The following is a 19,853-nucleotide window of genomic DNA, read 5'->3' as shown; positions in this document are numbered from 1 at the left end:
TCTCCTTTATCTCTATTTTTGAAGAAAATGCTGTATTGTTCGCACCGTTTCTATCATGTGTGAAATAACAGCTATTAAATCATCAACATGGTCTTCTGTAATCGCTTTTTGAAATAGAACCTCTACCTTATTATGATATGAAATCGCTTGCTTATTATATTCGTATGAAACTTTCTGCATAATCATTCTTTCTTTTCCCCATATAGAACGCATTAATGTTTCAATTTCTTCGCATTTTACTTCTGGTTGTTCTAACGGGAATGAAAATGCTAGCTTCATTTCACAACCTGGTGTAAACTGAGGCACTTCTAGTATTTCACCAGACAAGTTCTTTGCATCCACAGATAATGAAAATGTTGCTTCTACTAATGGTTCAAACGGTTCTGTTAATTGAAATGAGATATGATATATACGACTTAATGAAGCAAGATCCATCATATCTTTTCGATCTGTTACAAGAATATCTCCATGTAGATCAAAATCATACACAGCACCTTCTACGATTACTTTTAAATTGTCAAAAGCAGTTGGATCAAACATAATTTCCTCCAAAAAACAGGCGCCTTTCGATGGAAAGGCGCCACTTGATGTATATATAGTTTACAGATAAACGAGATGAATTACAACCTTTTAGAATAAACCTACTGCTTTTCCATCTTCATTTACATCCATTTGAAGTGCTGCTGGCTGTTTTGGAAGACCAGGCATTGTTAACATTGTACCTGTTAACGCAACGATAAAGCCTGCACCGATAGATGGTTTTAACTCACGAATTGTAACGATAAAGTCAGATGGACGACCTAATTTTGTTGCATCGTCAGAAAGAGAGTATTGTGTTTTCGCCATACAAACTGGTAGATTACTCCAACCTTCTCCTTCATATTGAGCTAATTGCTTACGTGCTTTCGGAGCAAATTCAATATCTTTTGCGCCATATACTTTTTGAGCAATTGTACGAATTTTTTCTTCTAATGGTAATTCTAATTCATAAAGTGGTGCGTAGTTGTTTTCACCTTTTTCGATTTCTTTTAGTACTTTTTCAGCAAGGTCAACTCCGCCTTGGCCACCTTTCTCCCAAACTTCTGTTAAGGATACTGCATAGCCACGCTCATTACACCACTCTTGTAAGTATGTAACTTCTGCATCTGTATCTGTAATGAATTTATTAATTGCAATTACGAAAGGCACACCGAAGCTTTGAATTGTTTCAACATGCTTCTGTAAGTTTTCCATACCTTTTGCTAATGCATCTACATTTTCTTCTTTTAATTGATCTTTTGCAACGCCGCCATGCATTTTAAGCGCACGAATCGTCGCAACAATAACAACTGCTTCTGGTTTAATGCCAGCTGCACGAGCTTTAATATCTAAAAACTTCTCAGCGCCTAAATCAGCACCGAATCCAGCCTCTGTAATAACATAATCACCTAATTTTGCTGCCATTGTTGTAGCGATAACACTGTTACAACCGTGAGCGATATTCGCAAATGGTCCGCCATGAATGATAGCTGGTGTATTTTCTAACGTTTGTACTAAGTTCGGCTTTAATGCGTCTTTTAATAATAGTGTTAACGCACCTTCTACACCTAAATCTTTAACCGTTACAGGTTGATTTGCAAAGTTATAAGCAACTACGATGCGAGATAGACGCGCTTTTAAGTCTTGAATATCTGTTGCAAGGCAGAACACGGCCATAATTTCAGATGCTACTGTAATGTCAAAACCGTCTTCACGTGGTACACCTTGTACAGGTCCACCAAGACCAATTACTACGTTACGAAGGGCACGATCATTTAAGTCAACACAGCGTTTCCAAACGATTTTACGCGTATCAATTCCAAGTGTGTTTCCTTGTTGGATATGATTATCAATAAACGCTGCTAATGCGTTATTGGCAGTTGTGATCGCATGGATATCTCCAGTAAAGTGAAGGTTAATGTCTTCCATTGGTACGACTTGTGAAAAACCGCCACCTGCTGCTCCGCCTTTTAATCCCATCGTTGGTCCAAGAGATGGTTCGCGAAGTGCAATTACTGTTTTCTTACCAATTTTGTTAAAAGCTTGACCTAAACCAACTGTTACTGTTGATTTACCTTCTCCAGCTGGAGTTGGGTTAATCGCTGTTACTAAAACAACTTTACCGTCTTCCTCATCTTGTAAGCGCTTAAAAATATCAAGAGATAACTTACCTTTATAATGTCCGTATGGCTCTAATTCATCTTCTAAAATATTTAAATCAGCTGCAATTTCTTGAATCTTCTTCATACTCGCTTCTTGTGCGATTTCAATATCGGATTTCACTGTTGTAGTAGTTGTCATATACCCTAGTCCCCCTTTAATTGGTTCTGATGATATTGTATCAGTTTTTTGTATTTTCTGCACTTATTTACCTCCTAAAAATTCTTTCATTTCTTTATACGTTTTTTAACATAAATACCCATAAGAATGTTAACGATTGTTGTAACTCTGTAGGTAGTTGACCTAACATCTTCTCATTTACTCCGCGCTTATATACGCCGATGCCATCTATAACTTTAAAACCTTGTTCTTTCGCTAACTGTTCAAATTCCCAAGGCATCATCGTATTACAAACAACGTCTTTTCCATACAAGCGAGGATAACTGTTCTCTCGTGGCTTTGCTGTCGGTCCTAAAATTGCAATACATGCATATCCATCTTTCTTTAACACACGCTTTATTTCATTTAACGCTCGTAATGGCTCTTCCGTCCATTCTAAAGAATTAATTGCCATAATTGATTCAAATTGCTCATTTTCAAATGGTAATGCAGAAAGATCGCCTTTTATAAAAGATAAATTCGGTCCTTCTCCGCGCTCCTTACCTTTTTGAATCATCACTTCCGATAAATCTACTCCCACTGCTTTATAGCCTGCGCTACTTAATTTATATGTACCGTACCCATCACCACAACCAACATCGAGCACTTGTGCTTCTTTCTTTACGTATTGTTCAAAAAACGGAATAATTGTACTTCTACTACCACTGTCCCACATCTCTTGACTATTTTGATTCCAAAACTCTGCGCTACTATCCCATTTCTTTTCTGCTGATTCATGCCAATTAAATTTCGTCATGCATTCCCCTACCTTCACGCTTTATCACTCATTTCATTCTACATCATTTTCCAAAATTCCTGTTTTATCCCGCTTGCAGTAAGACACCTACCTCAAAATTCAATGGATGCGGACCAGTTAATGGGAGAGAACTGCTCATAAAAATCCAATTGTTGCTGGCTGATAATCAGTCGTGATGGAAAAAATCCCTCACTTTATCTTCAATAGGAGATGGATATGTTAACGATGGAATACGTATTCTCCATTTTTTGCTTTACTTGGGTTTAACTCATACTCATGTTCTTCTCTTTATGAAAGATACTATAGGTACACCCAATTGAAAGAGAGGGATGTACATGCGAAGAAAAAGAAATCATCATTTTAAAAGTGGTGAAAAAAACGAAGAGTATGCAGCTGAAATATCACCAGCTGGCATTCCAATTAGACATAAGCGTAAAGAAATTGCAAATGAGATAGAAGGTACAAATACCGGTGCAATGGTAGGCTATGTCGCTTTATTTCTTTCGTTATTCTCCATTGCTTTTTATCCAGTTACGCTCGGCTCCCTAGCAATTTTAGTTGGCCTATTAGCTGTCAATTTCGGAGCAAGAACACTTGGATATACAGCCATTGGTTTTGGTAGTTTTTCTGTTTTATTTACTTTACTTTATCCGCTTGCTTTGTCAGCGTTTTAAAAAAACACACCAAGTCATACTTGGTGTGTTCATTCATGATACAACATAATATGGCCGCATCCACAACAATGTTTCGCTGTAATTTCTTGAAACACTGGATAATTTTCTTCATCTCGATGCTCAATAAATACTTTTTCAAATCGATACATGTTTGGTGCATATGCCCAATCTTGTTTCGTACGTGCATATAACGTTGAGGAAAAAAACTCCTCACCGCCACAAACAATACATGTGTTCTTCATCAATACCCCTCCTATGCTTGTCTTACTTCATCTATATGAACATAAGCATAAAAAAAAGACCTTCTATTACTAGAAAGTCTTCTCTGAAACAAAAAGAAATGTACCAAACATTCCTACTCCGCTATATTCTTTTGAAACACCAGCTTCTGTTTTAAATGTTTGCTTTACAGTCATAAAGAATACACCATTTCGTGCATCTGTACTTTCAAATTGTAGTTTTTCTTTTTTACCATCTACATTTTGCGTGCATTCAAAACTACTCTCATTACAATTCAACGCATACTTATCCTGTACATACACTTTAAAATCTGATTCTTTCGGACAAGTTATAAGTAATATTGCCACGAGAATAATACTTATAATACCCACAATTGTATAATATTTCTTCATTTGTACTCCTTTCAAATGACAAGAAAACTTGACTTCATACGCCAAGTTTTCTTAGTCAACAACCCATTGCCACTCTTGTTCTTTCTTATCAAAAATGAGCCAACCTGTTTCTGTTGCTTCCTCTTTCAATTCATCGATATTATCTAACACCTCATCCGTACTTTCATACGAACCAACTACATATACCGGAATTTCAAGACCTCTTCTTGACTCAATCTTCCCTGCTAGATCTATGTAAAGACCATCTTCCATTAGTGGAATAAGTCCCATAATCAATTCTTTTGAAATCGCTGGGAAAATTTTTGATTTTTGGAAGAAAGAAAAACGTTTCTTACCGAAAGCACCGAGTTTATACGGAATGACTTTACTTAACATTCCTACAAAATCAGCAATTCTACGATAATACACTTTGTTGTACCATCCGTCATCATGTGAAAAATAAACAAATCGATTTTTCAGTAACGGAAAGAATGTTCTTGCAAGTGGTTCTTTTTTGTGAGCCAAATATAATAATTCTGCAATTTCTTTCGGCTCTAATTCATCTAAATCGCTTGCATCATCAAAATCTACCCAACAAAATTCATCAAATTCATCAATCTCTGCTTGAATTAACTTATGTATATTTTCTTCCTCAACATATTCAAATAAAGTATGATAATGAAAATCCGTCCATTCAAAGTTGTGCTTTAAAAGCAACACTTGATGAAGCGGTGAAGGGATGTTACTCGCAAACTCTTTAAACGTAATTCCTGATGTAATAAAACAATGACCTCGACGATTACCATTAATATATATCATATTCTTTACTTGGTCAGATCCTCCAGACAAAGCACCTAGCCACCTTCGTTTTATATGTTTCAATTCTATAGCATATTTTAACATGAAAAATTTTAGAAACATAGAAAAAACTTCAAAAACTATTTACAATTTCATGTGTTTTATTACATAGTGATTACAAGAAAAAACGCCTGCTCATAAGCAGGCGTTTTTAAAGGATTTCATCAGGGTTTTGAGGATGATGATTTCCCTCTTTCTTTTCTTCTTTTTGGAACATCGATTGAATTTTATCAATTGTTTGTGGAGCTAATTCAATCATTTTTTCTGCTAAATGTGTCGCATTTTGTAGATGTAGAATATTTACTCCATCTTTATTCACCACAAGAAATGCTACTGGTGTAATCGAAACACCACCCGCGCTACCGCCACCAAATGCAGGGTTACCGTTCGCTCTTTGTCCATCATTCGTTTGGAAATCAGAACCTCCTGCTCCAAAACCGAACGCTACTTTAGAAACCGTTAACACTACACCACCGTCAGCCGTTTGAACAGGCTCTCCAACAATCGTATTTACATCGACCATTTCTTTTAAATTTTCCATTGCTGCTTTCATTAACCCTTGAATTGGATGATCCACCGTTCATAACCTCCTTTGTCATATCTTTCCTAGTTTTTCCGAAAGTTTGTGAACTAAACATAAAATTTTATATTGATTTCAAAAAACTTAAGTTGTAATATTTAGAAAAATAAAAAAAGAGGTCGATTCGTTATGATGCGAAAATTAACAAAGAAAGATCATGAACAAGTATTCGCTTATCTAAAAGAAGAAGCAGCCCTTAACTTGTTTATTATTGGAGATATTGAAGCTTTCGGTTATGACACAGATTTTCAAGAATTATGGGGAGTATTTAAAGAGAATGGAACATTAAAATCAATTCTACTCCGATTCCACGATTCATTTATACCCTATAGTAAAGAAGAATTTATTACCACTGATTATGAGGCACTTCTTTCCACATATAAGCCGCTTAAACTCTCTGGTAAGTCAACTATCGTAGAACAATTTGAAACTGCTTCAAATATACAACTAGGTACTAAAAATGAAATGTATTTTTGCGAATGTCTAAATGACAACAACTTACCTAGCACACCAATTCATGAAACAATTAAACTTGCCTCACTCGATGATATAGAACGAATTATGAAATTACGAAGTGACATCGCTGAATTTCCGACTACCAATGAATCAGAGAAAATATTAAGGCAGGCTATCGAAACAAATACAGGACGCACATACTATATTGAAAAAGATGGCGTGATCATCGCATCCGCCTCTACTTCCGCTGAAAATTCATTATCTGCTATGGTAGTTGGTGTATGTACACACCCGAATTATCGCGGAAATGGTTACGCTTCACTCATATTACAAAAAATGATCCAAGACTTTACGAAAGAAGGCCGAACACTTTGTTTATTTTATAACAATCCAGCTGCTGGACGAATTTATAAACGACTAGGATTTAAAGACATTGGAATGTGGACGATGTATCGATAATAAGAGATACTCTATAAACGAAAATAGTTGTAACTTAGCAATAAAAGCTGATTACACAAAAACCCCACACCGTTATTATGAAGAAACTACTTGTAAAGCCATGCCCCTAACTAAAACATGTCATGTATTCAAGCTAATTTTAGATAGATAAACGCCCCAATTGTTGCATCTACTCCAGCAATTGGGGCGTTTATCCTCAAATTCTTTCCACTATATTTATGAAATATTTATCACACCTATGTCGCTATTATCTTTACGTGCAAATGCTCTTTTTAATATTACTGCTTCTTATTATACTGTGCTTTAAAATCAATATATTCCTGTCTCGCGTCCTGATTATTACCTTGTTGACTATCAAAGTATGTGTGTATTTGTGATATGTGTTCTACTGACTTTCCTTCTTCATTTCTCTTTTTATAATTCACTACAATACTCACTTCCAATATCTGCTCTGAGCCCTTTGTAAACTCAATATGCAGTGCGATCGATCCACCACCATATTCATCATATTGTATTTTCAACTTATCATTAATAATATTTTGAAACTCTGATTCAGTTAGTGTATATCCAACAGTACTAGGCTGACCAAACTTTTTTATATCACCTCCTGACTTCATCTTTAGTTTCCCTATCCCTTTTAAACGATCTACAATTAAGTTCACGTATGAAACATCCAGACTTGAATCCCTACTTTGTACCTGTCCATTCTCATAACTAATATTTGTACTATAATTAACTTCTTCTTTATAATTTTTATTATCTACTTCCGAGGTAATTTCTTGTGTTGTATTTCCATATAAACTTTTATCTTTCGTATTATATATGCCTTTCGAAGTTTGATAGATTGTTTTACTGTGCTCTCCATCTTCCTTTTGCTCATATGTACTATATATACCTCTTTGTTTCACATACGCATATCCATCATCACTCGCAGACATAACCTTTTTCATATCACCTTCATCCAAAGCTTTGACAAATGGCTTATAATCTATCTTCGTCTCCCCAAAACTACATCCACTTAATAAACTTGATACTATTAACAGAACTATCATCATCCTAGCTTTCTTCTTTAACTTCATACTGACACCCCCTTGATTTCTCTAGGCATTTTTAGGTTCATTACATTCCCATTTTGATAGTAATATAGTTCACCTTTACTTACCGGTATTTATTAACTCATACAGATTATATTGAAGATACTTTAATTTTTAATAGCATCGATTTTTATACAATCCTTAATTGTTTATATATTCCGTTCGAATTTTCAGAAATCAAAACTTATTTTATTTCTTTGGCTTGCTTTTTTTCCTTTTCTTCATAAAGCTTTAGTCTTTTCTGACGTTCCTTTTCGTGCTCTTCCCACGAAATATAAAATGACGGAAACTTAAATCTACAATAGGCTAATAATTGGAACTCTGCTCCACCTATGGCTACTGTGTACATTACAAGGGTTCCTGCCATATACCCCACTAAAACCCCTGTTTCATAATTATTATGAAAATAAATTAAAATAAGAAGGGTTAGTACATATATCGTAATACCAATCATTGTATTGTTTTTTATTTTACTAAAAAATGAAGTTGCTCTTTCATCCATACTAAATGCTCCACTCTCTGCTTGTTTAAAGGTATCAATCGTTGTCACCAGATGAACAAAAACTGCTCCTAGGAATAATACGCCCACATACAATAATGTAATTTGATCAATTGAATAATTTGAAATTGCTGGAAGTATAAATAATGTGAATCCTATAGTTCCTAGCTGAAATGCAAATAATAATATCACAAATGCTTGCAACTTTTGATATTTGAAACGAGCTTTTGGAATTAGATATAGAATGAAAAAGATTACTTGCAAACCATATAACACTAATTCAATACTAACAATTATTTTGTCAAAGAGAGTTGGATAGTAACCCCAGCCAATCTTAATTAATGCTGCCAAAATAAAAAGCATGAATAATGAACTATAAACTATTCCTCCAAACATAAACACCATAGAATCTTCTGGGCTTAAGCGATTTCTACATGTTATTTTAAATTCATCTAAATCTTTTTCTTTTATATTCCACATATAATTACACCATCTTTTCTAAAATCATGTAATAACTCTATTTTTGTAGACAAACTGAGAGTAAATAAATGTTTTTGGTATTTCATATTAAACTAACCTTTTTTACTTTTTTTAACAAACACAAAATACAGCGATAGCATTAGTATTAAGCCTATTCCACAAACCAATACACCTCCATATTCTTTCTGGTATAAAAAAATAAACATAATCCGACAATAATAGGTGCTATTACACTTTCAAATAAACCTTTTTCTTTTTTTACAGCTTTAGAATCTTTATTCAAGATATTACATTCCTCCCTTTACTAGTTAATTTATGAATAATGTATTCATTCTATCTTCAATATAAGTTTACGAGTATCATTTATAACTTTCTTTTCAGTTTTTGTTTCGCTTTTGTTCTTTCTCTCTTATTCTTTTTCTATTTGCTATAAATTCTTGGCGTTCCTTTTCATGTTGTTCCCACGTAATATTAAATGATGGAAATTTAAAGCGACAATACACCAATAGGACGAATTCTGCTGATACTACAGCGAATATATATAATATTATTGTTTGTGTCACATAAATTGCCATTTCATCAAATGTATAATTAAGGTTTAAAAAAATTAATACAAGTAGAACTATTACACCGATCGTTATTCCGATCAATAAATATAATTTCGTGTTAGTAAAAAATGAGACAGCCGGTCCTTCTAATTTATATCCTCCATGCTTTGCTTTTCTAAAAACATCGATCGTTGCTACAATGTGGGTACAGATTGCTCCTAATAGTATTAAACCGATATAAACCAATGTTTTATTGTCACATGGAAAATCATATATTCCTTCAACAACCATAACTATGAAAGGTAATGTCGCTAACTGAAAAGCATAAAATACAGTTACGATTGTTTGTAGTTTCTGTAATTTAAAAGCAATCTTTTTAGACATGAATAATATTAAAAAAATGAACTCCAAAACATACAACTTAACCTCAGTTTGTACAACTATCTTTTCAAAAGGATTTAGAGAAATCTTGTCACCGTTCAACAAAAAAGCTAAAAACATAATAAGCATGGGTATAGAAGTATATGCAAAAACTCCCCCACAAAAGATTCTTATATAATCCGGACTTAATCGATTTTTATTTTCAATTTTGAAAAAACCTAAATCTTCTTCCTTTATTTTAAGCATTCATCTTTCCTCATTTCGACACAAAACTTATTTTATTTCTTTAGTTTTCTTTTTTCCTTCTCTTCATAAAGCTTTAGTCTTTTCTGACGTTCCCTTTCATGTTCCTCCCACGAAATATAAAATGATGGAAATTTAAATCTACAATAGGCTAATAATTGGAATTCAGCTGCGCCTATGGCTACCGAATATAGTATAAGGGTCAATATGGCATACCAACCTATTTGCCCCATCGTATAATCATTATTAATATAAATTAAGATTAAGAGAGTTAATACATATAGTATAGAGGCAATCATTAATAAATCTTTTGTCTTACTAAAAAATGAAACTGAATTTTCCCACTTACTAAATGCGCCTTCGCTAGCTTGCTTAAAGGTATTAATTGTTGTAAAAATATGAATAATAAAGGCTCCTAACAATAATAAGGCTCCATAAGTCAATGTAACACGATCATTTGAATAACCGAAAATACTCGAAACAACTACTGTTACAAATCCTATAGTCGCAAGTTGAAGTGCATATAGCAATATAACTATAGCTTGTAACTTTTGCAATTTAAAACGAGTTTTGGGAAATAAATATACAATAAGAAAAATGATTTGTATGCTATACAAACATAACTCTATTTTAATAATTGCTTCATCTAGTAAACTAGGATATACGGACCAACCAAATTTCACCAAACCATAAATTACACCTAACATTATTAATGAGGTGTATATGATTGAACCTAACATAAAACCTACAGCAGCCTCAGGACTTAAACGATTTCTACATGTAATTTTAAATTCATCTAAATCTTCTTCTTTTATATCCCACATCCAAGTTTCCCACCTTTAACTACCTTTACTTAAATCATGTAGATTTAAAATAAAAACCTTCTCATTTACATGAAAAGAGAAGGTTCTATTGGCACCATATAGCTTTATACTATTCAAAACTATCTCTTTTGAGATGCTTCATTTATAACAGATAAAAAATTTTTCAAAAATGAAATCAAGTTACTGCTCCTATTATATTACTGCGCTTCATCTTCTGGAGCTAAAACGTTCATATGATATTCTTCTAGCTTAGCAACTAATGTTTCTCTGTCTATTTCTAATAAGTTCATATGAATATTAAACGGTACAAATCCAGTACGCTTATTAATTCGATACATCCGTTGCGCTTTCGTTGGTAAAGAAGCTATATATTGCTCTTCAACATCATCCTCTATCAAAACTCCTAAGAACGACTGCCTGCGAATTTTATAGGGTAAAATACTATTTACATCTTTTAAAGCGATTTTCACAGGATATTTAGCATCATTAATAACCGTAATATACTCTGATTCTAAAATGGCTACTGGTGTTCTATTCATAATCTTCTTAAATATTTTCCACAAAGCAACTAACATGATTAATGCACCGATCCCAACTATAGCCCCCCTTACATAGTAAGCTTCCTCAGACGAGAAAGTGAATATAACAAAAATAAGCAACAAAACTTCAATTACAACGAATAAAAAAAACCTTCTGATTAATTTAACTTTCGATTCATAAATATAATATTTTTCCATATGATTCTCCTATTAATTTCGGTATTATAAATCTATTTTGATTTGTGCCTCTACATCACAACACGTTCTTGATTTATCCTATCATCATGTAACTCCTACTTAATCTCCCGACATGTTTAAACTATCGCTCTTTCTGCCCATGCTATTTCTAAGATAAAAAATGAAGGAACGGGCTAAGATCAGATACGTATAGCTGGACAGTAGGGTGTATGACATACTTTAAATAATGATTAAAAGCCAAACCGATATACAGACAAAAGAAGATAATCAACCACAAATAATAGGTGATTATCTGTCTTTTAATAGACTTTTTTTATTTTCACTTCGTTCATGTAATAATTATATTTTTGTAGATAAATTTAACGCCACACAAAAAGCTTTTTTAGTTTGCAACATAGAATTAACCCTTTTTACTTTTTCTAACAAACACAAAATACATCGATAGCATTATTATTAAGCCTATCCCACCAACCAATACACCTCCATATTCTTTCTGATATAAAAAAATAAACATAGTAACAATAAAGCTCGGTATTGACAAGATAATGAGCCATTTCCCCAGAAACTCTGCTACTTTATATAAAATTAAAAAAATAAACATAATCCCGACAATAATAGGTGCTATTACACTTTCAAATAAACCTTTTTCTGTTTTTGCAGTTTTAGGATCTTTATCCAAGGCGTTACATTCCTCTCTCTACTATTTAACTTATAAATAATGTTTTCATTCCATTTTCAAAATTCCCTTTTGATAATTGAGATAAAGTAAATGTACTATTATCGTCTAGTTGTGATAAATCAAATATAGTACTATCTTCTAAATGAGATAATATCCATTGTGTATGTGCTGTTTCAATAATAAAGAAACCTTTATCTGAAATAACCTCACCTTTGTCTTGTGTATCAAGTCGCATAACACTGTATATACTTTTTGTTGTTTTTATATCATTTAGGAAAACTTCTGCATGTGAAGGTTTTACACCGTTCTCAATTAAAATATTTTTCCCCTCTTCAATAGACAAAGTAATAAGATTACCAATTTCTTGTACTACATGATTTGGTAAAGTTTCTTCTAAATCAATATTTATATTTTGTTTTTCAATCTCAATTTGCAATAGATTTTTTGCTTCTGCATACAATTCATAATCTGATAAATTTTTAATTGTATGTACAATTCCATTCGTACTTTGATATGAAATATTAAAGTCACCTTGATTATAAATATTACCAGTGATTGTTATATCATTTTGAAAATCAATTTTTTGCAATAAAATAGAAATAGATGGACGATTAAAAATATTAAATAATATTTCTACATCAGGCTTTGGGAATACTTCTTGTTTTTGTTCATCAAATGTTAGTAAATTCCTTGCTAATAAGGAATGTGCTGCTGTTAAAAAGATCTTTTCTGTTTCCGTTTCTTTAAGCTCATCATAAACTATTTGTAATAGTGATTTGGCAAAGGGTTGATTATCTTTATAATTTAATAGGAATGCTAATTCTTCTAAAGAAAACGTATATTTTTTTTCCATAACTGTTAAAAAGTCTAGTTAAAAGACTTTTATTCCCCTCTTTTCTTTAATAAGTTTATTCAAACCATTTTTTTATAGATTTTGTAAAATTCGATGCATATTCTTTCATTTTTTTTCGTGGTGCAATATATTCAAATGCTTTACTAAACACTGTACTTCCTACAGTAGCTCCAATTATTCCACCTGCAATAGCTCCAACAGCAGTACCGATACCAGGGCAAATTAGTGTACCTAATGCACCTCCCGCTTCTACACCACCTACACCTCCAGCCCACGAAAAGTAAGTATTACCTGCAACTTTTGCTACAGAATAAGTGACGTCGGTTGCCTGCTCAACCCCGGTTTTGTCTGATTTAAGAGCTGTATGAAGTTCACCTACTTCAAATGCAGAGTTTATTAATACCGCCGGTATACCAAAAGGTTTCAAATTTTTTATTATATGTTTTGGAACATTAATTGCTTTAATACTGTTCTCAGGTAATGAGTGATTTAAATTCCCTACTTTTGCAGCTACTTTCTCAATTGTGGAAAATTCTTGTGCAACTTTCCCCATAGTTGTAACTGCCTTCCCGACTAATGGAATTTCCTTTAGCCCTTTCCCAAAAAGACTCTTAGAACTTGCTACAGAGAACGCTGAATTTACCCCTTTAAGCCATTTACTCCATGTATTCGCGATTTTTCCATTCGCTAAGAAACCTTTTTGAATATCAATAAGATCAGTACGTTTAGGTTTAGCATTTTGAACAAAATTTAATGCTCCTAATACGAATCCCATTTTTCCAGTTATAACTGTTCCTTTCGTTGCAAGCATTAAAAGAATATCTCCAATGCTCAATCCATCTCCTGAATTTCCATTACTCCCCCCCGTAGTGCTATTATTTATGGTTCCGTACCACTTGCTAGACATAATTTTTTCTATTGAACTACTAGAAAAATCTCCACTATTAGTTCGTATTTGATTCATTCCACTGTCTAATGCATGCATCATTTCACGAAACGCTTGCAGGTCATTTTGTTGACTGTTATAAGTTTCTAACTTTTCAAGCGTGTCACTAATTTCTTTTTGGCTTTTTACAGATCCTTCCGTAATTCCTGAGGATGATGGATATTGAATTGCAATAATATCACTAATGGATCCTACCGTTTGTCTCGCTTCGTCATTAGAGTGATTAAACCCTTCATTGTATCCATTAATTCTTTTCTTTACATCATCCAAATAAATTCCGTAAATTTTGACATCTGCATCACTGTCAACCGTAGAACTGAAATCCTCCACTGTTTTTTGAAATTGACCTTTTAATAACTCAGCTGATTCCATATAACTAGAAATAATTTTCCCATGAACCATGGCTAAATACCCTTTAATTCCATCAGCTGTTTTCCCTTGAAAAGAGCTAATTTGTGTAACACCCATTATTTTTTGTAATACTGATTCGAAATGTTGATTTAACTCTTCAACATTTGAATTAAAGCGCGTTTGAAGTTCTTTCACTTCCTGTAATTCAATATTTTTGTCCACCTTACATCCCCCCTATTTCAAAATTAATGGCCCGGAATGCTGCTTAAACTTTTTTCAAGTTGTTCATCTTGTTCGACTATTTTCTCCCCGGCTTGTTGTATGTTATTTAAATCATTTTCTAATAACTGTTCATATTGCTGCACCTTTTGAGATAACATTTCGATTGCTTCACAAAATTGAGTTAATCTAGTCAAATTCGTACGACTCAACTTCATATCATTAAATTTCGTTTTCCCTAAATCACTAGCACCACTTTTCAAATCACTTACTTTCGCATCAAATACCCCTTTATTTAATTTAATTTCCCCCATTTATCATTTCCCCGCCTTCTGTACTTCTACTTGAATACTAGCGTCAACCATTGAAACACTTCTACTTAGAGAAAGAATACTAGACTCACATGTAGCGATTTCTCTTTCAAGCCGCCGTATAGCTTGATCGATGTCTTCTTGCACTCTCCCTAGTTCTCCGATAAACTTCCCTAAATTCGAAATGACTTGTTGTTCATATGTTTCTTTAAAAGTAGTTGCTCTTTGCCCTTTCCAACTACTCTCGTTTATTTCTAAGGACTTAAACTGCTCTTGATTTTGTTTAATTGCTTCAAGATTATTTACAAATTTCCCTTTAGCAGTTATTAGCCTTCTTAGTTTCATTTGTAGTTCAGCCAATTGCCCTTGTTGATGACTTATACTACTTAATAAACCAGATTTTTGACTATTTAATTCCTCTATCCCCATGCAAATCCCCCCTTAAATAGTTGGCACTTTAATTCTAGTAGCAAAACGATTTTCAACAAAATACCCTTCAAATGGATTTAATTTTGTACTACTTAAATCTTTATTAGATACATCGAAGACCATTTGGCCTGATGATTTTCTAAGTAAAATAACATGAGATTGCGTTTTTATTGTTTTTGAAACTAAGTCATATCGACTGTCAATTGAATCAACATCACAGCCAATTACGAAGTGGATGCCCATAAATGCACCATTTGTTATTAATTCTGCTAAACTATATATATCGCTATCTTCTAAATTACTTAAAATATCATTTACATCTGCAATTACGATTACAATCGGCTTAAATTTCTTAATAAATTCTGCCGGATTCACTGTTTCACTTGATGCTTCCTGCTCCTCTTTAAACGCCGCTTCTCTCGATTTATAAGCGTTTGTAACTTGTTTAATCGTTTTCTCAATTCCTGTTTTTTCAGCTACATATAAAGCAGCGCTCTCTCTATAGTTTGAGAAATTTCGTGTTCTTGTATCAATTAAACCTAGGTCAAAGTGTCCACTGTCTGCTAACTGTTGAAGGAATTGATGAACTACATTTTCAACTTCATCTTTCTTAATTCCCCCTACAACAATATTAGACGCTTCCGTTAAATCTAATTCGAGAGGCGTAACGTTTTCTGTCTCTACACCAAATGTTAGTTTGCCTGCTTCAATAATTTTTCTTGTTTCTGGCCATGCAATGAATTCCTTGTATTCCAGAACTTCAGGTACCATAGGAATTGCTTTCGGTCTTTCTCCATCCCAGAAGGAATCCATCTCTTTTCCTTCAGCTTGTATATTTTCAATTCGAGTAAGGACATCTTCTCCATTTGTCGGTAAAGCTGTTTGGAAGATTGTTGGTTCGTCAATTTTAACTAAACCACGGCCTGCTAATTCTTCAATTTTTAAGTCTGTTCTTCCTACAATAGCTCTAGATTCTGCCTCATCTATCATATATAGAGCAATTTGTAGTTTAATATTTGTATTTACTTGTACTCTCAATGCATTTTGACGTGTAGCCGTAAGCATTAAATGAATTCCTACTGCTGCCCCTTCACGTACAATTTGTGCAATAATGCGTTCAAAGTCTTCGACAAATCCAGCTTCTCTAACAGCATCATAGTTATCTAACGTAATTAATATTGTTGGTAATACTTCTTTACTAGCTCTCTCATACATTTCAAGACTCGCAACACCATATTTACTTAGCAATTGCTTTCTATCTTTTAATAGGTCTTCTATGCGACGAAGAAATTTCTCGCATTTTTCAACTTGGTCTAATGTAATGATGTCTGCCACATGCGGTAAAGATTTTAATGGCATTAAGCCATTTGTTCCGAAGTCTAATAAATACACATGCAAATGCTCCGGACTATGCTGACGAGCTACATCCATAATGACTGATTGTAAGAATGTTGATTTTCCGTAGCCTGGACTTGAGAAGACCGCTACGTGTCCGTCTTTACTAATATCTAGTGTTAATGGTGTTTGTGATTGTAATTCAGGCTGATCTAGTAGACCAATTGTTGCTTGTAATGGTTTCTTTTCTTTCGTCCATGCTTCTTTGAACTGAATAGCGTGTAAGTCTTGTAAATATACGCTTTCTGGAAGTGGTGGTAACCACGGTCTAGCTAACGCTTCAATTTCATTTATTTCTGCGTAATCGTGAATGTAGTCAATAACAGCATCCAGTTCAGATGGTACGCTTATTACTTCTTTACTGCTACCAAGTCCACTTAAGTCTTCACTTAATATTTCATATTGTCCTAGATCATTTATTGCATAGATTGTTGCGTCTAAATGTTCTTTATCCTCTTTATTTTCTACATAGTCTGCTCCGCTCCAAGCTGATTGGAATAGTTCATAAATTTCATTATTCCCAACTTGTAAATAAGCACGTCCTGGTAATGTAATTTCAGCAGCATCTGGCGTTTTTAAAATTTCATTACTATCTGACGTATTTTGAACTTTTAGTGCTAGTTTGAATTTCGAGTTACTCCAAATTTGATCATCTACAACACCACTCGGTTTTTGCGTAGCTAATATTAAATGGATTCCGAGTGAACGACCGATACGCGCTGTTGAAACTAACTCTTTCATAAATTCTGGTTGTTCTGACTTCAATTCCGCGAATTCATCACTAATTAAAAATAGATGCGGCATCGGCTCACTTACTAAGCCTTCTTTATACAGTTTTTGATACTGATTAATATGGTTTACATCATTTTCACCAAATAATCGTTGTCTTTTCTGTAATTCAGCTTTAATTGATGCGAGCGCTCTCATACTTTGTGCTCCATCTAAGTTCGTAATTGTTCCTAATAAATGCGGTAAGTTTTTGAATAAATTCGCCATACCGCCGCCTTTATAGTCAATTAGTAAAAAGGCTACTTCGTACGGGTGGAAATTTACTGCTAGAGATAATATATACGATTGTATAATTTCCGATTTACCTGAACCCGTTGTACCTGCTATTAATCCGTGTGGTCCGTGTGCTTTTTCGTGTAAGTTTAAGTTTACGATATCTTCTTTACCACGTAATCCAAGTGGTACAGCTAAAGATTTATGCGCTGCATTTTTCTCCCAACGACTTGTAATATTCAGTTCTTTTACTTTTTCAACGCCATACATTTCTAAAAATGTTACACTTTCTGGAATACTATTTTTTAAGTTTTGCAAATGATTTAATGGTGCTAATGCCCGTGAAATATCTTCTAAATTGAATCCTTTTGGCACATGATTTAGTTTAAATTGACGGTTAACAAGTTCTCCTTGCTCTAAGATGATGTTCCCTTGTTTTGCATCTCTTATATCTATTACCGTTTTCACATGCTCCGGTAAACTTTGCATAACATCTTGTACAAATACAAGTGATACACCTAATTGACTCGGATCATCATTAAAGAATTCCATAACAACATGGTCTAATATTAGTTTTTCATCTGTAATGAGAACGACATAGTGCGGTGCAAAGTACATTTTTTCATTAGTAGAACTTTTTTCATCTAGTTTTAATTTTCGTTCTTTCAATATTTGATACAAACTATTTAACACTTGATCACGGCTACGATCATGGTATACAAATCCACGTACATTTATATCGCGAACACTTCCATGAGGTAACCAGCGCATCCAATCCCATTTTTCTTTTTCTTCTTCCGGAAAAATAGTAATAAACTGCAAGTCATAATAACTATGGAATAAAGCCGTTTGTGCAACTAATAATTGTAATTGCTCTAACACTAAAGAGCGTTGGCCAATATAACCGACTGGTCCATTCATTAAATCTGTTACAACTGGTACATCTTCCAATGATAGATAACGCTGTCTTAGTTCACGTGCTATATCAATTAATTCATCTTTCGTTTGACTAAATTCTTCTTCATTAAATTGAATTTCAAAACTCGTATTAGCTTGTCCTGTTCCAACGCTAAATGTTAAGAAATCATGATGTAACATTGTTTTTTCATAAATTCTAGGATTTACTTGAACTGCCATATTACGTATTACTTCTACATTTGGATTGTGATAATGTAATGCGTGACGCTGTTTTTCACTTTCTGCATGTAAATCTTTCGTTTTTTGTTTTATATACTCTCTATAGCTTTTATCTCGTTCAACAATGTCGACTTTATATTGCTTCAAATTTTTAATATACGATGTGACAGAAACAATGATTGTTACTAATGTCATCGCAATCGATGCGATAATAAACATTCCATATTTCATGAAAATAGCAAGTAATACAGTTACGACAATCATGACAAGTGAAGGTGCAATGATTCTTGCTAAATGCTCCGTTGGTTTTGATGGCATACTTGAAGGCTTTGCAATTGTCATTTTCTCTTCTGGTTCACGGTAAATAATACGTGGTGAACGATGATAGTCTGGATAACCACTTTGATAATTCGTTTCTGATTCTACTAAAATAGGTAACGCAGATTTCACTTTATCTTCTGAAGAAAGTACTTGAATGTCTTCACTACCAATCTCCAATAAAATACCATCAAAATATAATACGTCTCCTGATTCCAACATAACGCTATCTTTTAACTTCGTATAATTATGAAATACATCCCCGCCATACACGTTCACTTTAAAAGAATCGTACAACGTTTCGCGAGATAGCATTAAATCTACACTAGTCCCGGTAATAGAAATATCATCGTAATCGTTTTGACTCACTGTAAGAGAATGTTTCGTTCCAATATCAAACACTTTAGTTGTGCCAACAATAGATATAAAGATTTTCAAGCTCACATCTCTTGTTTTCCCAATCTCAATTTCCTTATTGAATTCTATTAATTGATCCTGTACCATCCAAGCATTTACTTCATTATTCCACTTTAACTCTACTTCTTGTTCTAAACTTGGATTCGTAATATCATTTGTCCACTCTTTTCCAATCGACACTATTGATTGCTCATTTGGATGTAATGTGCACTTATATATTTTGTCTCCATAAGTCAATACTAATAGTTGCTCCATCCG

Annotated in this window: 20 protein-coding genes and 1 pseudogene; 2 read left to right on the top strand and 19 right to left on the bottom strand. The window is 33.5% G+C overall.

Annotated features, from left to right (window positions below; all coding sequences use genetic code 11):
- Positions 1 to 12: 12 nt before the first annotated feature.
- From NST90_RS10285 to NST90_RS10275, 3 genes are all read right to left on the bottom strand, one after another.
- The gene (locus tag NST90_RS10285) at positions 13 to 540 is read right to left on the bottom strand and encodes a hypothetical protein (protein ID WP_000460219.1); all 528 of its coding nucleotides are present in this window, start codon (positions 538 to 540) and stop codon (positions 13 to 15) included.
- A 90-nt stretch (positions 541 to 630) separates the two neighbouring features.
- Positions 631 to 2,319 carry a formate--tetrahydrofolate ligase gene (locus NST90_RS10280; RefSeq protein ID WP_013141915.1) on the bottom strand — a complete coding sequence of 563 codons (1,689 nt, stop codon included), beginning with the start codon at positions 2,317 to 2,319 and terminating at the stop codon, positions 631 to 633.
- Between the two features lie 94 nt (positions 2,320 to 2,413).
- Positions 2,414 to 3,094 (bottom strand): class I SAM-dependent methyltransferase, encoded by a 681-nt coding sequence (locus NST90_RS10275; protein ID WP_000160049.1) that lies wholly within the window; start codon positions 3,092 to 3,094, stop codon positions 2,414 to 2,416.
- Positions 3,095 to 3,429: 335 nt separating this feature from the next.
- On the opposite strand from NST90_RS10275, the gene NST90_RS10270 reads away from it, so the two are divergent.
- A complete protein-coding gene (locus NST90_RS10270; protein ID WP_001253201.1) occupies positions 3,430 to 3,768 on the top strand; it encodes a hypothetical protein in 339 nt (112 codons plus the stop codon).
- 29 nt (positions 3,769 to 3,797) lie between these two features.
- Here NST90_RS10270 and NST90_RS10265 read toward each other — a convergent pair whose 3' ends face one another.
- The 4 genes from NST90_RS10265 to ytfJ form a co-directional block, all read right to left on the bottom strand.
- Positions 3,798 to 4,010, bottom strand: a complete 213-nt coding sequence (locus tag NST90_RS10265; RefSeq protein ID WP_000798747.1) for a hypothetical protein — start codon at positions 4,008 to 4,010, stop codon at positions 3,798 to 3,800.
- A 69-nt stretch (positions 4,011 to 4,079) separates the two neighbouring features.
- Positions 4,080 to 4,400, bottom strand: coding sequence for a hypothetical protein (locus tag NST90_RS10260; protein WP_000761174.1), 321 nt, complete (start codon positions 4,398 to 4,400; stop codon positions 4,080 to 4,082).
- Between the two features lie 51 nt (positions 4,401 to 4,451).
- Positions 4,452 to 5,228, bottom strand: coding sequence for an oxalate:formate antiporter (locus NST90_RS10255; RefSeq protein ID WP_000014087.1), 777 nt, complete (start codon positions 5,226 to 5,228; stop codon positions 4,452 to 4,454).
- A 160-nt stretch (positions 5,229 to 5,388) separates the two neighbouring features.
- Complete coding sequence (gene ytfJ / locus NST90_RS10250; RefSeq protein ID WP_000349991.1) at positions 5,389 to 5,814, bottom strand: GerW family sporulation protein; 426 nt, start codon at positions 5,812 to 5,814, stop codon at positions 5,389 to 5,391.
- A gap of 132 nt (positions 5,815 to 5,946) precedes the next feature.
- Between ytfJ and NST90_RS10245 the strand changes: the two genes are divergently transcribed.
- Positions 5,947 to 6,732 (top strand): GNAT family N-acetyltransferase, encoded by a 786-nt coding sequence (locus tag NST90_RS10245; RefSeq protein ID WP_000984760.1) that lies wholly within the window; start codon positions 5,947 to 5,949, stop codon positions 6,730 to 6,732.
- 278 nt (positions 6,733 to 7,010) lie between these two features.
- Here NST90_RS10245 and NST90_RS10240 read toward each other — a convergent pair whose 3' ends face one another.
- The 12 genes and pseudogenes from NST90_RS10240 to essC all read right to left on the bottom strand — a co-directional run bounded on the left by NST90_RS10240 (position 7,011) and on the right by essC (position 19,850).
- Entirely contained in the window at positions 7,011 to 7,811 is an 801-nt protein-coding gene (locus tag NST90_RS10240; RefSeq protein WP_283748199.1) for a DUF3952 domain-containing protein, read from the bottom strand.
- 199 nt (positions 7,812 to 8,010) lie between these two features.
- Entirely contained in the window at positions 8,011 to 8,805 is a 795-nt protein-coding gene (locus NST90_RS10235) for a hypothetical protein (protein ID WP_283748200.1), read from the bottom strand.
- A 92-nt stretch (positions 8,806 to 8,897) separates the two neighbouring features.
- Positions 8,898 to 9,088: pseudogene (locus NST90_RS10230) on the bottom strand (hypothetical protein).
- Between the two features lie 94 nt (positions 9,089 to 9,182).
- A complete protein-coding gene (locus NST90_RS10225; RefSeq protein WP_006923828.1) occupies positions 9,183 to 9,980 on the bottom strand; it encodes a hypothetical protein in 798 nt (265 codons plus the stop codon).
- Between the two features lie 32 nt (positions 9,981 to 10,012).
- A complete protein-coding gene (locus tag NST90_RS10220; protein WP_006923827.1) occupies positions 10,013 to 10,801 on the bottom strand; it encodes a hypothetical protein in 789 nt (262 codons plus the stop codon).
- Positions 10,802 to 10,998: 197 nt separating this feature from the next.
- Positions 10,999 to 11,538 carry an STM3941 family protein gene (locus NST90_RS10215; RefSeq protein WP_003193390.1) on the bottom strand — a complete coding sequence of 180 codons (540 nt, stop codon included), beginning with the start codon at positions 11,536 to 11,538 and terminating at the stop codon, positions 10,999 to 11,001.
- A gap of 400 nt (positions 11,539 to 11,938) precedes the next feature.
- On the bottom strand, positions 11,939 to 12,217 hold the full coding sequence (locus tag NST90_RS10210) for a hypothetical protein (protein ID WP_003193391.1): 279 nt from the start codon (positions 12,215 to 12,217) through the stop codon (positions 11,939 to 11,941).
- A 25-nt stretch (positions 12,218 to 12,242) separates the two neighbouring features.
- Positions 12,243 to 13,070, bottom strand: a complete 828-nt coding sequence (locus tag NST90_RS10205; protein ID WP_003193393.1) for a hypothetical protein — start codon at positions 13,068 to 13,070, stop codon at positions 12,243 to 12,245.
- A gap of 55 nt (positions 13,071 to 13,125) precedes the next feature.
- Positions 13,126 to 14,589 (bottom strand): T7SS effector LXG polymorphic toxin, encoded by a 1,464-nt coding sequence (locus NST90_RS10200; protein WP_087967961.1) that lies wholly within the window; start codon positions 14,587 to 14,589, stop codon positions 13,126 to 13,128.
- Positions 14,590 to 14,612: 23 nt separating this feature from the next.
- A complete protein-coding gene (locus NST90_RS10195; RefSeq protein ID WP_003193397.1) occupies positions 14,613 to 14,900 on the bottom strand; it encodes a TIGR04197 family type VII secretion effector in 288 nt (95 codons plus the stop codon).
- A gap of 3 nt (positions 14,901 to 14,903) precedes the next feature.
- Entirely contained in the window at positions 14,904 to 15,326 is a 423-nt protein-coding gene (locus NST90_RS10190; protein WP_000510565.1) for a DUF5082 family protein, read from the bottom strand.
- A 12-nt stretch (positions 15,327 to 15,338) separates the two neighbouring features.
- The gene (gene essC / locus NST90_RS10185; protein ID WP_048558205.1) at positions 15,339 to 19,850 is read right to left on the bottom strand and encodes a type VII secretion protein EssC; all 4,512 of its coding nucleotides are present in this window, start codon (positions 19,848 to 19,850) and stop codon (positions 15,339 to 15,341) included.
- Between the last annotated feature and the right edge of the window lie 3 nt (positions 19,851 to 19,853).

This window comes from Bacillus sp. FSL E2-8900, assembly GCF_037966225.1.
GTDB classification, from domain to species: domain Bacteria; phylum Bacillota; class Bacilli; order Bacillales; family Bacillaceae_G; genus Bacillus_A; species Bacillus_A cereus.
Note: the sequence above shows the minus strand (reverse complement) of the source record. Positions and strands in the feature narration are given on the sequence as shown.